Origin of the sequence: Nonomuraea corallina, assembly GCF_027620315.1 — a bacterium.
GTDB lineage: Bacteria > Actinomycetota > Actinomycetes > Streptosporangiales > Streptosporangiaceae > Nonomuraea > Nonomuraea corallina.
Genome location: NZ_JAPNNL010000060.1, coordinates 24,229 through 37,398 on the forward strand (window position 1 = coordinate 24,229; position 13,170 = coordinate 37,398).

Genomic DNA, 13,170 nt, shown 5'->3' on the forward strand with positions numbered 1-13,170 from the left:
TCGCCGTGCTGCTGGACCGGCTCGAAGCGCGATCCGTCGAGTGTCATTCCATCATGGTCGTACGCCACGGTCACGTCGTCGCCGAAGGCTGGTGGGCGCCGTACTCGGCCGGGCGCCCGCATCTGCTCTACTCGCTGACCAAGTCGTTCACCTCGGTCGCCGTGGGGCTCGCGATCGCCGACGGGTTGCTCTCGCTGGACGACCGGGTGGTGGACGTGTTGCCCGACCACGTTCCGGCCGGCATCTCGGAGCAGGGACGCCGTATCACCGTTCACCACCTGCTGTCCATGACGAGCGGGCACAACCTGCTCGGTGCGACCATCGCCGAGACTGTCTTCGAGGCGAGGGTCGGCGGGCACATCTACGACCGCGCCGAGGACGGCAGTGAGTGCCGGTGGGCGCGGATCCTGGCCTACGAGCCGCCGTCTCGCGTGGTGTTCTCCTGGGACGTCGGCGTCCAGCGGCGGATCGAGGCCGACACCGCGAACGCCGGCGAGCTCGAGGTCCGCTTCATCGAGGAGTCGCCCGGCCCGGACCCGGGTGGAGCTGGAGCACCGGCACATCGACCGGCACGAGCCCGGCTGGGAGTCCATCGCCGACAGTGTGGGCGACGACCGGGGCTGGCCGCTCTACCTGAACCGGTATGCCGCGCTCTTCGACTGAGCGCACCTCCGCCGGGTGGCCGGCCACCCGGCGGAGGCCGCACCGTCGCCGCCGAGCCGGCCTCTCCTTCGAGCCATCACGTTCGCGAGTCGGAAGGTACGACAGCAGAGATTACGTTATAGATAGTCTTCATAGGATCTATCCATACAAGAGGCGCTCTCCACCACGAGTTCATCCCCACGAACGGCCTGCGCCTGGCACGATCACGGTCAGCACCTCGGGGGCCTCGCCTGATGTCACGGTCACGGATTCGGCGGTACGCAGGTAGCCGGGGGAGACGTTGACCGTGCCGACGCTCTGCCCGGCGTACGGGTGCTGTGTCAGCGTCACGCGCCAGCCGTCGCCGTCCTCCAGCACCACCACCCCGTCCCGCTGCGAGACGAGGCGCAGTGCGGGGTCGAAGTGCCACAGGCTGCGCAGCGTGCCCTCGGCGGCGCGGTCGCGCACGACCATGCGGTCGGCGCCGTGCTCGACCCGGACCTGGCGGGTCCTGGTCACCCCGTAGGCGTCGTCGGCCAGCTCGAAGACCTGGCGGTCCGGGTCCGCGCCGACCAGGCGGGTGGCCGTGCCCTCGCGGAAACGCCCGCTGGTCACGACCGGGACGTTGTGCGCCTGCGGGGTGCGGGTCCACGCCGCGTAGTCGGTTCTCTCGTACGAGTGGAAACCGGCCTCGCGGGAACCCGTCGGCGCGGGTGTCGGCGGGGCCGTCGCCGATCGGGACGAGGCGGCCGTCGGGCTGGGTGGCGTGCGCGATGTACTTTTCCAGGGCGGCCCGCCGGGCGACGAGGCGTTCCGGGACCTCGGCGCCGGCGGCGGCGATGGCGCGCAGGGCGACGCCGAGGCGGCGGTGCACGTACAGGCCGTAGCGGGGAGCCTGCTCGTGCAGGACGCCCTGGTCGTCGATGGCCAGCTCGGCCGAGCTCGCCATCCGGCGCACGGCCAGGTTCCGCCAGGACGCCCGGCCCAGGCGGCAGCCCACCAGAAGCAGCGCGATGTCCTGGTCGAGCCCGTGGTTGTGGCCTGGACGGTAGAGCGCGGGGTCGGCGAGGAGCTCGCCGTGCTCGGCCAGGCTGTCCCAGAGGTGACGTTCGCGTACGTGCTCGCTGAGGCAGACCAGCACGGGGGCGCGCAGCGCGACCGCGTGCTCGGCCCACGCCCACGGGCTCACCTCGCCGCCGCCGTGCGGGTTCGCGGCCCAGTCGACGTCGGGACCCAGCTCGACCGGCGCGAGCCCGACGAACCGCACCCGGCCGCCCATCACCTCGGTCACGTCGATCTTCGGGAACTGGTCGCTCTGGCAGATCGCCCTGCCTGACGTGGTGCGGGTACGCCAGAACACTCGTCGTCGCTCCTGTTTCCGGGCGCGCGAAACCCACGCACCGACTGGTGATGGTGGGTGCTCTAAGGGATCAGGCGGGTCAGGTGCGGCCGGGGGCCCGGTCGGTCCAGCCGACGTCCAGGACGACCTCCGACCGGCCGTCGTCGTCCACGGCGGCCAGCACCTGCGACGTCCCCGGGTCGATGATCAGCGTCCGCCGCCCCCCGTCAGCCAGGGCGAAGGAGAACGCCTCACCGTCGCGGCCCTCCGTGTCCGTCCTGCCGCCCAGGTAGCGCACCTCGGGCAGGTCGGCGAGCGCCCGGTAGGCGGCGGCGCGCACGGCCGGCGGCGACGGCTTGCTCCACAGCAGGCCGGCCAGGGCGTCGGCGAGCAGGTCGGCGGGCGCCATCGACGCCATCCAGGTCCTCAACGCCGCCGGGTCGGCGGGCAGGTTCTGGATCTGCTCGAACGTCACGTCCCGGCCCGCGATGCTGAACGGTGACCCGTCCGTGACGGCACGGACCGGCGCGTCCACGCCCTGCCGCGCCCGTTCGCTCTTCCACGCCCGGCCGTCCCTGGTCGCCCAGAGTTCGGTCGTCCGGGTGTCGTCGTGGAGCTTCCTGATGTGCCAGTAGGCGCCGTCCTGGCCGGTGACGGACGCGGTGGTGGCCGCCGCGAGCAGGACGGAGCGGCCGTCCGGCGCAGGGACGTCGTGCGTGGTGCTCCGCGTCAGGACCATGCCGAACAGGAGGAACGCCGTCGCGGCGACCGCGAGCGCCACCGGCCACGCCAGCCGGCGGCGCCGCCCGCCCCACACCCGCCGCCACACCCGCGCCTGCGCCCCCGGACCCGGCCGCGGCTCGCCGTACAGGTCGCGGAGCTGCCGAAGATCATCCATGGTCGGCCTCCGCCAGCATCGGGTTGGTGTCGCCGAGCAGGTCGCGCAGCTTCCTGCGCGCCCGGCTCAGCCGCGAGCCGACGGTCCCGTACGGGATGCCGAGCACCGTGGCGATCTCGTCGTGACTCAGCCCGGCCAGGGCCACCAGCAGCAGCACGTCGCGGTCGCGCCGATCCAGCGACGCCAGCGCGACGGCCAGGTCGGCGCGCAGGCTCTGGGCGCTGACCCGGACGGCCACCGTCTCCTCGTGCCCCGGCGCGTCGGCGTCTGGGCCGTAGCGGCCGAGCGCGCGCAGGGTGCGGGCCTCCAGGCGGCGGTGCTTGCCGATGAGGTTCGTGGCGATGCCGTACAACCACGCCCGTACGCCCGCCCTGGCCGGGTCGTACTGCCGGCGCTTGCGGAACGCGGTGAGGAACGTCTCGGCGACGATGTCCTCCGCCGCGTCCGCGCCGAGGCGCTGGGCGACATAGGAGTGGATCTCGCCGAAGTGGGCGTCGAACACGGCGGCGAACCGCTCGGCGTCGAGGGCTTCCCCCGGCGCGCGAGCACCCCACGTCAACGCCGCCGCGATGCTCTCCCCCGTCATGCGCAACCCTTCACCCGGATCGAACGGTCATCTCTGATCACCCGATCCCCGGATTCGCTTTCACGGCGCGGGCCGCGTCTCCCCTCGGGGCGGCTGGTCTCAGGGCGCGCAGGCGGCGGATGGGAGGCGTCTCGCCCAGCAGCAGTGCGAGCAAGGTGCGTGTCGGCGGAACTGGGCCCGCTGCGCTGCCCGACTCTTGATCGTTCTGGCCGGCGTCCTTTCAGAGGGTTCCAGCCAGCCGGGACTCGACCTCGCGGTAGCGAGCCACGGGAATCAGGTGCACACCGTCGAAGGCACCCGAGTCGCGGATGGCCAGGACCTGCTCACAGGCCGCCTCGACCCCGGCGAGGCGGTCGGTCGCAACTTTTGTCACCAGTTCGGCGGGGATGTCGATGTCTGGGATGGCGGCGGCCAGGTGGCGGGCGTGGTTCTCGCTGGCGATGACCATCACGCCGGCATAGACGGGCACGTCCATCGGATTGGCCTCCCGCCATCGCAGCAGCGCCTCCAGGGAGAAGCTGACCTGAACGAACACGAAATCGGCCGCGCGTTTCCAGGTGGACAGGGGGCGCAGTCCGGCGGCGGTGCCGACCCGGAATGCGGGACCGTCCGCGAAGGCGGGGTCCTCGCCGAGTCCGCGGACCTCCTCGATCATCGAACGTAAGATCGAATGTACGGAAGGCGTGATTTCCAGGCGAGGCGTTCCACTGGATGAGAACGACTCGGCTGGGTCTGCATGGAAGTTCGTCAGGACTTGTTCGCCCATTCCGGGGCGAGGATGGAGTGCACGCCCGAGTCCCTTCACCCGTCCTTGAGATGCAGGTGCCCGCGGATGCGACCTTCCTCCACCATGTCGGCCTTGGTCATGACCCGCGCCGACGGTCGGTTCTGCGGGTCGCGGGCTCGCCAGATGCGGTGCAGGCCGAGCTTGTCGAACTTGAGCCGCAGCAGCAGCCGCACAACCTCACCGCCAAGTCCGTGTCCCCATTGGTCGGCCCGGAGCGCGAGGCCGATGTGCCTGGTCGTGGGTGCGCCGCTCGAAGCTCATGTACTCGATGACGCCCGGATCCCCGTAGATGGCCATGAGTGGATCGACGTCATCCGGGGTGAACCCCCGCAGGCCGATCCGCGACCGGGTACATGCAGTGACTCCACTGGCCACGCGGCAAGCGCAGCCTGCGCCGGACTCCGGCGAAGTTCCTGGAACGGCCGGACTGCGGTTGACCCGATCCCGCCCGGCCGTGGTGATCGGGGGATCTCGCCCCTCAGGAAGGGAGCGCCCATCCGAGATTCGGCCCCGAGAGGCGGCGGCGGGAAAGCCGGACAGGTTCTCCGTCCCGGAACGAAATGATGGCCCGACTCCCTACATACGCACAGATGTACGCACATCAACGCGAGTGAAGGAGACGGCCATGGGGACGCCGAGGAGACCGGACACGGGGCCGGCCCGTGGGTGGTGAGCCGGTCAGGTTCGAGGCCCTGTATCGGGAGACGTACGGCCGGATCACCGCGTACGCGGCCCGCCGCTGTCACTCGCCGCAGGACGCGGCGGACGTCGTGGCGGAGACCTTCGCCATCGCCTGGCGGCGGATGGGCGAGGTGCCGGAGGGGGAGCGGGCCATCCTGTGGCTGTACGGCGTGGCGCGCAGGGTGCTGGCCAACCACTATCGGGTCGAGGGGCGGCGCCAGGCTCTCAGCGTGGAGCTCGACGCCGAGATGGCCGACCTGTACCAGGCCGCGCCCGACAGCGGGGTCGAGCTGACGGCGATCGCGCAGATCTTCCGGGCCTTACCGGACACCGACCGGGAGTTGTTGTCCCTGATCGCCTGGGAGGGGCTGGACCGGCAGCAGATCGCCTCCGTGCTCGGCATGTCGCGCAACGCCGTGCGCATCAGACTCCACCGCGCCCGCAGGCGCTTCGCCCGCGCGCTCGCCGAGGCGGGCGTGCACGTCACATCGCATGGCCGGTTGGCCCCCGCGGAGGGACATCTGTGATGAGGAACATCGACGACATCGACGAGATCACGCGCGCGCTGGCCCGGGTGGAACCGGGCAAGCCGGGTGGGCGCGCCTCCGATGCGGGCGCGCGGAAGCTGCTGGCCGCGATCGTGGCCGAGCAGCCCGGCCCGTCCGGCGTCCGGCCCCGTCCCCGCCCAAGACCTGTCCGGCGGCTGGTCCTGGGGCTGGCGGGGGCGGGACTGCTCGCCGTGGGCGTCGTGGTGGGGCCCAGCCTGCTGAAGGAGGGCGGCACTCCCTCCTACGCGGTCACCAAGGAACCGGACGGTGTCGTGTACGTGCGGATCCGGGATTTCCGCGACAAGGCGGGGCTGGCGAAGCGGTTGAAGGAACTCGACGTCCCGGCCACCGTCGACTACGTTCCCCCGGGCCAGTGGTGCCGGGAACCGCGCGGAACCCCGGTGCGGGACATCCCCCGCGGCCTGTACTCCGTGCCGGAGAGCATCCTCGGTGAGGAACACGGCCCGGGCTGGCAGATGCGGATCGACACCAAGCTCTTCAAGCCCGGCCAGACGTTCGTCTGGACCATCAGCGACCACCGCACCAGCACGATCCTGATGAGCGGCCCGGTCGCCCCCTGCGTGCTGGTGCCCCATACGTCACGCGAGCCGAAGGTGGGCACGTCCGACTACCGGCTGGCGACCTTGAAGGGCCGCTCGCTCGCGGGCTTCCGGGTGGATGAGAAGACCGTCGGCGAGGTCCTGCCCGAGCTCAAGAGACGCGGGTTCAAGGTCGAATATCTGATCATGGCGGTGGCGCCGGACAACCCCGGCGGCTTCGGCGAGCTGCGCACGCAGACCAAGCCTGTCGGCGACGACTGGATCGTCTGGGAGGCGGAGGAGTCCGTCCGCGACTCGGGGCTGATCCGCCTGCTCGTCACCGGCAAGCGCTTCGACCGGAACCCGGTCTACGGCGGGCCACGCGACGACGTCATCAAAGAGTAGGGCCTGCCAGGGCAGCCACGACACCTCGATAACATCCGCATCATGGTGGATTGGGCGCTTCGGCCAGCTTGGGCGACCGACGTGGAGGCGGTGGCCGAGCTGCGGGCCGTGGTGCTGAGGCCGGATCTGGAGCGGCTGGGGCGGTACGACGAACAGCGGGTGCGGCAGCGGCTGCGGGACGGGTTCGCGCCGGCGCACACCTGGATGATCGAGGTGGAGGGTGCCGTGGCCGGCTGTGTGGCACTGCGGCCGGCCGAGGACGCCCACTGGCTGGAGCACTTCTACCTGGACCCGAGGGTGCAGGGCAGGGGCATCGGCGGTGCCGTTCTGAGCCGGTTGCTGCAAGGGTGCGACGAGGTCGTGGTCCGGCTCAACGTGCTGCGGGGCAGCTCTGCCCGGCGGCTGTACGAGCGGCACGGGTTCGCCGTCGAGACCGAGGACGAGGTGGACGTCTTCATGGTGCGCCATCCCTCTCCGCCAGGCGGTCAGCCGGCGGACTCGCGCGTCCGCCGAGGTGACGTCGCGCCTGAGCCTGTCGGACAGGAGCGCACGCCCGCCGTCGCGGCGATCAGCGCCGCGGCGGCGAAGTAGACGGTGACGGGCGAGCCGGACCCCGCGCGAGCGGCGAGGCGCGCCGCGAGCACACCACCGGCCAACGCGAGAGCTGCCGGGTGGCGGCGATGCCGTCCAGGTCGGGCATCCGTACGTCCATGAGCACGACGCCGAAGGCTGATCGAGAAGGCGGGACGAGAGGGTCAGGCCGTCGCCCGCTTCGGGAGCTTCCAGTTGGGGCGGGGGAAATGGCAGGTGTAGCCGTTGGGGTACTTCTGCAGGTAGTCCTGGTGCTCGGGCTCGGCCTCCCAGAAGTCGCCCGCCGGGGTGACCTCGGTGACGACCTTGCCAGGCCACAGGCCGGAGGCGTCGACGTCGGCGATCGTGTCCTCGGCGATCCGCTTCTGCTCCTCGTCGGTGTAGAAGATCGCGGAGCGGTAGCTGGTGCCGATGTCGTTGCCCTGGCGGTTCTTCGTCGAGGGATCGTGCACCTGGAAGAAGAACTCGAGCAGGGCGCGGAAGTCGGTCTTCTCGGGGTCGTAGACGACCTCGATGGACTCCGCGTGGGTGCCGTGGTTGCGGTAGGTGGCGTTCGGGACGTCACCGCCGCTGTAGCCGACGCGCGTCGACACGACGCCGGGCTGGTGGCGGAACAGCTCCTCCATGCCCCAGAAGCAGCCGCCGGCGAGGATGGCCTTCTCGGTGGTCACGTCGTCTCCTTACGTGTCGTCGGTGTCGCTGGTGAACGCACCTCAGCGTGCACGTGAAGCGCTCAGGGCGCCGGTTCTATTCCTGGACGGATTCCTCGTCCGGCTGTGACCGTATGTCTCGCGGGTGTGCGGGCGGCGGTGTCATCACAGGTCAGAGACCTGACTCGAAGCCCTCGCGACACAGGGATGTCGCGGCCCCGCTCCCATGATCGGGGGCTCGTACGTCCGACCAAGGTGTCAAGTTGTACCAGTGCGAGCGTTCAGCCTCTGATCCCGAGGGTGGCTCCCTCACGCTGATATCCGTTCGCGCTGTATCACCAGCGCCGCCATGATGTGCTGATGCCCCCGGAGACCGCCTATCACGACGCGCTCGGAGACTACTTCGCCGAGCATGCCGGCATCAGCCCGTACAACGCCTATACCGATCGGCCGGCGATGCTGGAACTCGCCGGTGACGTCGCCGGCTCGAAGGTCCTCGATGTCGGCTGCGGGGCCGGGCACTATGCGGCTGAGTTGCTGGCACGCGGTGCGGAGGTGGTCGGCGTCGACGGTAGCGCCACTCTGCTGGAGCACGCGCGGGTGCGTGTGGGTGAGCGGGCCACGCTCGTCCTGCACGATCTGGAGGAACCCCTCGACTTCGCCGATGACGCGTCGTTCGACGGGGTCATATGCGCGCTGGTGTTGCACCACCTGACCCATCGCGGGCGGTTGCTGGGCGAGCTGCGCCGCGTGCTGCGGCCGGGGGGATGGCTCCTGGTCTCGACGACCCACCCGGCGGCCGACTGGCGCTATTTCGGTGGCTCGTACTATGCCGACGACTGGGTGGATCTGCCTCTGGGCGGCAGCTCGTTGTCGATCCGCTTCCAGCGGATGCCGTTGGAGACGTTCCTGGGTGAGCTGCTGGCCGCTGGATTCGTGCTGGAACGACTCGTCGAGCCGCGCCCGGTGGCAGAGCTGCGAGAGATCGACGAGGCCGCTTACACCAGGCTGCGTCAAAGGCCGTGCTTCGTCGCCGTCAGGCTCGTGCGTCCTTGACGGCAGCAGAGCAGACCAGCGCTGTACAGGTCACCGGCTCAGAGCCGCACGGTACCGGGAACGCCTCGAAAGAGAAATCGCCATCCTCGCATCCAGGACCCTCCTTGACGCGGCGGCGGGGCTCCGGGACGCCCGGCTGCCGGCTTCGCGCGTCCGAGTGGCCTCAGCCCGCCGCGGGCGCGGCTTGCCGAAAGTTTCGGGAAAGTAGTTAAATATTTCCCTGTTGCAAACGGCCCAGATTGCCTATTCTTCCGATCGTACGGGCTTAGGGGCGGCCCTATACGGCCCTTACTGATGGACTGCGAATCAGGAGGTGGGTCATGTCCTCGAAATATTTCGGTCACTTGGCGTGGTGAACGGTGACGCCCGGCTCCTGATTCCGGACCTGCTCGCACGTCGCGCTCAGGAGCAGCCGGAGAGTCCGGCCCTCGTGGTGGCCGAGGTCGGGACGCTCACGTTCGGCGCGTGGGACCGGCGGTCGGACACGGTCGCCCGGGCGCTGATCGAGCGCGGCCTGCCGTCCGGTAGCCGGGTCGGGCTGCTGTTCGACGAGCGGGACTGGATCGACCTCGCCGTCGCCTGGTGCGCGGTCATGCGGGCCGGCTGCGTCGCCGTGCCGCTGTCCGGCCGGCTGGCCCCCGCCGAGGTGCGCCACGCGCTCACCGACTGCTCCGTCAGCGCCGTCCTGCACGGGTCCGGCATCACCCCGCCTGACGTGGGGACCTGGCGGGTGACGCCGTCGGAGCTGGAGGAGCGAGGGGAGCGGGAGGAGCGAGGGGAGCGGGACCAGGGTGGGAACGGTCCGGTGCGGCGCGACGTCGCTCCCGGCGGGCTGGCGCAGATCATCTACACGTCCGGCACCACGGGCCGGGCCAAGGGGGTCGGCGCCACCCACGCCAACCTCGCCTACGGCCTCTCCGCCGACCCTCGGCGCCGCACCCTCCTGCACTCCCGGCATTTCCTGCACGCGTTCCCCATCGGCAGCAACGCGGGACAGACCATGCTCGTCAACGCCCTGGGCGCCCGCCCCGCCGCACTGACCCTGCCGCGCTTCACGCCCGCGCGCTTCGCCCGGCTGATCGAGTCGTACGGGGTGGGGACGGTCTTCGTGGTGCCCGCCATGGCCATCGAGTTGCTCAACGCGGGCGTCCAGGAGCGCCACGACCTGTCGAGCGTGCGGCTGCTCGGCTCCACCGCGGCGAGCCTGCCGCCCGCCGTGGCGGCGGGCATGGCCAAGGCGTTCCCGAGGGCGACGATCGTCAACTACTACACCTCGACCGAGGCGGCTCCGGCGCAGACCGTGATGATCGTGGACCCCGATCGGCCCGCGTCGGTGGGGCGGCCCTCCTCGGGCGGTGACCTCAAGATCGTGGGGGAGGACGGGCGGCCCGCGAAGGCCGGGGAGCGGGGCGAGGTCTGGCTGCGCTCGCCCGCCGGGACCCGCTCGTACTACCGCGACCGGCGGCTGAGCGACGACATCTTCCGTGACGGCTGGGTGCGCATGGGCGACGTCGGCTACCTGGACGAGGACGGCTACCTCTACCTCGTCGACCGTGAGAGCGACGTCATCAAGTCCGGCGCGCACAAGGTGTCGACGCTGCAGGTGGAGGCCGCGCTGTACGAGCATCCGTCGGTCGCCGAGGCCGCCGTGGTCGGGGTTCCCCATCCGGTGCTCGGCCGGGTCACCGCGGCCGCCGTCGTCACCCGATCGCCGGTCACTCCCGCCGACCTGCGGACGTTCCTGATGGACCGGCTCGCCAGGCACGAGTTGCCGAGCCGGTTGCTGTTCGTGCCCGAACTGCCGAAGAACCACCTCGGCAAGGTGGTGAAGTCGCGGCTGCGTGACCTGCTCGGGCCACCGGCGGACGGCTCCACGTGACCACACAGAGCTCCACGCGAACACGGGGAAGAAGCACATGACGCACTGCCAGGAGAGCATGCCGGCTTCGTTCGTCCAGCAGGACATGTGGGTCGGCGAACGCATGGGGGCGGGGCTGACGTACCACCTGCCGCTCGCCCTGTGGTTCGACGGCGAGCTGGACGTGTCCAGGCTGCTCGGCGCGTGCGCCGGGGTGGTCGCCAGGCATCCGGTGCTCGCCACCGCCGTCGCGGAGAGCGGCGACGGGCTGCGGCTGGTGCCCGCTGCCGAACCGGTCGTGACCCTCGCCGACCTGCCCGACCCTTCGCCCGACGCCCTCGAACGGCTGATCAGGCAGGAGAGCGCGCGGGAGTTCGACCTGGAGAAGGGGCCGCCGGCCAGGTTCACGCTGGCGCCTGCGGGGCCGGGGCGGCATCTGCTGCTGTTCGTGGCCCACCATCTGGTCTTCGATGGCATGTCCAAGGACATCCTGGTACGTGACCTCGCCCGCTTCTACGCGTCCGGGTCCGGCGGGGCGGTGGAGCCGGTGTCGTTCGCCTGGCGGGAGCCGGGGCCGGACGCGCTGGCCGAGGCCCGGGAGTTCTGGGCCGGGCGCTGGTCGGAGCCGGCCGAGCTCGTCCTGCCGGGTCAGCGGCGCACCGGCCGGCGCTACGGGCCGGGCGAGCAGATCGACGCCGGGCTCGACCACGAGCTGGGCCGCGCCGCCGCGAAGGCCGCGGCGGCGACCGGCGCGTCGACCTTCGAGGTGCTGCTCGCCGGGGTGCACGCGCTGCTGTTCAGGTACGGCACGGAGAACGTGGCGGTCGCGATCGACGTGACCACGCGCGGCCCCGGCGCCCGTGACCACATCGGCCCGTTCGTCAGCGAGCTGCCCGTGCTGTCGCGGCCCGACCCCGGCCAGGCGTTCCGCGGGTTCGTCCAGGAGCTGCGCGACGAGCTGCGCGCGGTGTACCGGTTCCGCGACGTGCCGCCGGGGCGGGTGCTGGGCCGGGAGGGCCGCGGCGCCGCCGTACCCGTGTCGATCAGTTACCGCAGGCGGGAGGCCGACCCCGTCTTCCCCGGCCTGGCCGTCACCGTGGACCGCATGATGTTCGGCGGAGGCGCGCGGAACCCGCTGCACCTGCAGTTCCTGGACGGCCCTGACGGGCTGGCGCTGTGCGTGCGCTACGACCCGGAGGCCGTGGACCGGGACGTCGCGGCCCGGTTCGCCGACGGGCTGCGCGCCCTGCTGCGCCACGCCGCCGACGATCCCGGCACCCGCCTGGCCGCTCTGGACGTGGTGCCCCCGGCGCAGGCGCGGCGGATGCTCATCGAGTGGAACGACACCGACGTCGCCTACCCCGCCGGGGCGACGCTGCCGGGTCTGCTCGCCGAGCAGGTGCGGGCCCGGCCGGACGCGTGCGCCGTCACGTTCGGGGAGCGGTCGCTCACGTACGCGGAGCTGGACGCGGCGGTCGAACGGCTCGCCGCCAGGGTCCGGCAGGCCGGGGTCGGGCGCGGCGAGCTGGTCGGCGTGCACCTGCGGCGCTCCGACCTGCTGCTGGTCTGTCTGCTCGCCGTGCACAGGGCCGGGGCCGCGTACCTGCCGCTCGATCCCGACCACCCCGCCGAACGGCTCGCCATGATCGTGGCTGACGCCCGGCCCCGGCTGCTGCTGTCCGAGGCCGCCGTGCCGGACGAGCTGTCCGGACCCGTGCTCCTGGTGGACCCCGGGCTGCTGACGGGCGGGGACCCTGTGCCACCGCAGCCGGTACGGCCGGCGTCGCCCGGGGAGACGGCCTACGTGATCTACACCTCGGGGTCGACGGGGCGGCCCAAGGGGGTCGAGGTCGACCACGGCAACCTGGCCAACCTGCTGCTCGCCATGCGCGACCGGCTGGGGTCCGCGCCCGGTGACACCTGGCTCGCGCTCACCTCGCCCGCGTTCGACATCAGCGCGCTGGAGCTGTACCTGCCGCTGGTCGTCGGCGGCCGGGTCGTCGTCGCGCCCCACGGCGCGGTGCGGCAGCCGGAGGCGCTGGCCCGGCTGGTCGCCGAGCAGGGCGTCACGCACGTCCAGGCCACGCCGTCGGTGTGGCGGCTGCTGCTGCCCGGCAGCCTGGCCGGGGTGACCGCGCTGGCGGGGGGAGAGGCGCTGCCGCCCGGGCTCGCGCGGGAGTTACGCGCCCGCTGCGGCCGCGTCGTCAACGTGTACGGCCCGACCGAGACCACCATCTGGAGCACGTACGGCGAGCCGGGCGAACATGGTGAACCGGTCACCATCGGCCGTCCCCTCGCCAACACCCGGATCTACCTGCTCGACGCGGCGATGCGCCCGGTGCCTCCCGGCGTCGCGGGCGAGCTGTGCATCGGCGGGGCCGGGGTGGCGCGGGGCTACCGGGGCAGGCCGGCGCGTACGGCCGAGCGTTTCGTCCCTGATCCTTTCGGCCCGCCCGGGGGACGGCTGTACCGTTCCGGCGATCTGGCCCGCTACCGGGCCGACGGCGAGATCGAGTTCCTCGGCCGCCAGGACGGCCAGGTCAAGCTGCTCGGGCACCGGGTCGAGCTCGGCGAGATCGAGGCCAGGCTG

The 13,170-nt window shown here is 71.6% G+C and carries 13 protein-coding genes and 1 pseudogene; 8 read left to right on the top strand and 6 right to left on the bottom strand.

The window, feature by feature from the left end; all coding sequences use genetic code 11:
• The first annotated feature begins 5 nt into the window (after positions 1 to 5).
• Positions 6 to 785, top strand: coding sequence for a serine hydrolase (locus OUY22_RS17060; RefSeq protein WP_270155972.1), 780 nt, complete (start codon positions 6 to 8; stop codon positions 783 to 785).
• A gap of 49 nt (positions 786 to 834) precedes the next feature.
• Here OUY22_RS17060 and OUY22_RS17065 read toward each other — a convergent pair.
• A pseudogene (locus OUY22_RS17065) lies at positions 835 to 1,272 on the bottom strand (heparinase II/III domain-containing protein); the annotation flags it as partial.
• A gap of 136 nt (positions 1,273 to 1,408) precedes the next feature.
• Here OUY22_RS17065 and OUY22_RS17070 point away from each other — a divergent pair.
• A complete protein-coding gene (locus OUY22_RS17070; RefSeq protein ID WP_270155973.1) occupies positions 1,409 to 1,978 on the top strand; it encodes a hypothetical protein in 570 nt (189 codons plus the stop codon).
• A 103-nt stretch (positions 1,979 to 2,081) separates the two neighbouring features.
• On the opposite strand, the gene OUY22_RS17075 is transcribed toward OUY22_RS17070, so the two are convergent.
• From OUY22_RS17075 to OUY22_RS17090, 4 genes are all read right to left on the bottom strand, one after another.
• Entirely contained in the window at positions 2,082 to 2,879 is a 798-nt protein-coding gene (locus OUY22_RS17075) for a hypothetical protein (RefSeq protein ID WP_270155974.1), read from the bottom strand.
• Positions 2,872 to 3,465: an RNA polymerase sigma factor gene (locus OUY22_RS17080; RefSeq protein WP_270155975.1), complete on the bottom strand. Its 594-nt coding sequence runs from the start codon at positions 3,463 to 3,465 to the stop codon at positions 2,872 to 2,874. Before OUY22_RS17080 ends, OUY22_RS17075 begins: the two co-directional genes overlap by 8 nt.
• Positions 3,466 to 3,685: 220 nt before the next feature.
• The gene (locus OUY22_RS17085) at positions 3,686 to 4,120 is read right to left on the bottom strand and encodes a methylenetetrahydrofolate reductase (protein ID WP_270155976.1); all 435 of its coding nucleotides are present in this window, start codon (positions 4,118 to 4,120) and stop codon (positions 3,686 to 3,688) included.
• Positions 4,121 to 4,266: 146 nt separating this feature from the next.
• Entirely contained in the window at positions 4,267 to 4,479 is a 213-nt protein-coding gene (locus OUY22_RS17090) for a GNAT family N-acetyltransferase (protein ID WP_408638172.1), read from the bottom strand.
• A 435-nt stretch (positions 4,480 to 4,914) separates the two neighbouring features.
• Here OUY22_RS17090 and OUY22_RS17095 point away from each other — a divergent pair, with 435 nt between their 5' ends.
• The 3 genes from OUY22_RS17095 to OUY22_RS17105 are packed head-to-tail and all read left to right on the top strand — an operon-like array spanning position 4,915 to position 7,016.
• Positions 4,915 to 5,460: an RNA polymerase sigma factor gene (locus OUY22_RS17095; protein WP_270155978.1), complete on the top strand. Its 546-nt coding sequence runs from the start codon at positions 4,915 to 4,917 to the stop codon at positions 5,458 to 5,460.
• On the top strand, positions 5,460 to 6,425 hold the full coding sequence (locus OUY22_RS17100; protein ID WP_270155979.1) for a hypothetical protein: 966 nt from the start codon (positions 5,460 to 5,462) through the stop codon (positions 6,423 to 6,425). Before OUY22_RS17095 ends, OUY22_RS17100 begins: the two co-directional genes overlap by 1 nt.
• A 42-nt stretch (positions 6,426 to 6,467) precedes the next feature.
• Entirely contained in the window at positions 6,468 to 7,016 is a 549-nt protein-coding gene (locus OUY22_RS17105; protein ID WP_270155980.1) for a GNAT family N-acetyltransferase, read from the top strand.
• Positions 7,017 to 7,180: 164 nt separating this feature from the next.
• Here OUY22_RS17105 and msrA read toward each other — a convergent pair whose 3' ends face one another.
• Positions 7,181 to 7,687 (bottom strand): peptide-methionine (S)-S-oxide reductase MsrA, encoded by a 507-nt coding sequence (msrA, locus tag OUY22_RS17110; protein WP_270155981.1) that lies wholly within the window; start codon positions 7,685 to 7,687, stop codon positions 7,181 to 7,183.
• A gap of 339 nt (positions 7,688 to 8,026) precedes the next feature.
• Here msrA and OUY22_RS17115 point away from each other — a divergent pair, with 339 nt between their 5' ends.
• The 3 genes from OUY22_RS17115 to OUY22_RS17125 all read left to right on the top strand — a co-directional run.
• Entirely contained in the window at positions 8,027 to 8,722 is a 696-nt protein-coding gene (locus tag OUY22_RS17115) for a class I SAM-dependent methyltransferase (RefSeq protein ID WP_270155982.1), read from the top strand.
• A 352-nt stretch (positions 8,723 to 9,074) separates the two neighbouring features.
• Entirely contained in the window at positions 9,075 to 10,601 is a 1,527-nt protein-coding gene (locus OUY22_RS17120) for a class I adenylate-forming enzyme family protein (RefSeq protein WP_270155983.1), read from the top strand.
• Between the two features lie 58 nt (positions 10,602 to 10,659).
• A partial coding sequence (locus OUY22_RS17125; protein ID WP_270155984.1) for a non-ribosomal peptide synthetase occupies positions 10,660 to 13,170 on the top strand: 2,511 nt, incomplete at its 3' end.

Coding starts and splice junctions, on each gene's coding strand:
- OUY22_RS17105 (WP_270155980.1), top strand. CDS start 6,468: ATGGTGGATTGGGCGCTTCGGCCAGCTTGGGCGACCGACGTGGAGGCG.
- OUY22_RS17100 (WP_270155979.1), top strand. CDS start 5,460: ATGAGGAACATCGACGACATCGACGAGATCACGCGCGCGCTGGCCCGG.
- OUY22_RS17075 (WP_270155974.1), bottom strand. CDS start 2,879: ATGGATGATCTTCGGCAGCTCCGCGACCTGTACGGCGAGCCGCGGCCG.
- OUY22_RS17085 (WP_270155976.1), bottom strand. CDS start 4,120: ATGATCGAGGAGGTCCGCGGACTCGGCGAGGACCCCGCCTTCGCGGAC.
- OUY22_RS17080 (WP_270155975.1), bottom strand. CDS start 3,465: ATGACGGGGGAGAGCATCGCGGCGGCGTTGACGTGGGGTGCTCGCGCG.
- OUY22_RS17115 (WP_270155982.1), top strand. CDS start 8,027: ATGCCCCCGGAGACCGCCTATCACGACGCGCTCGGAGACTACTTCGCC.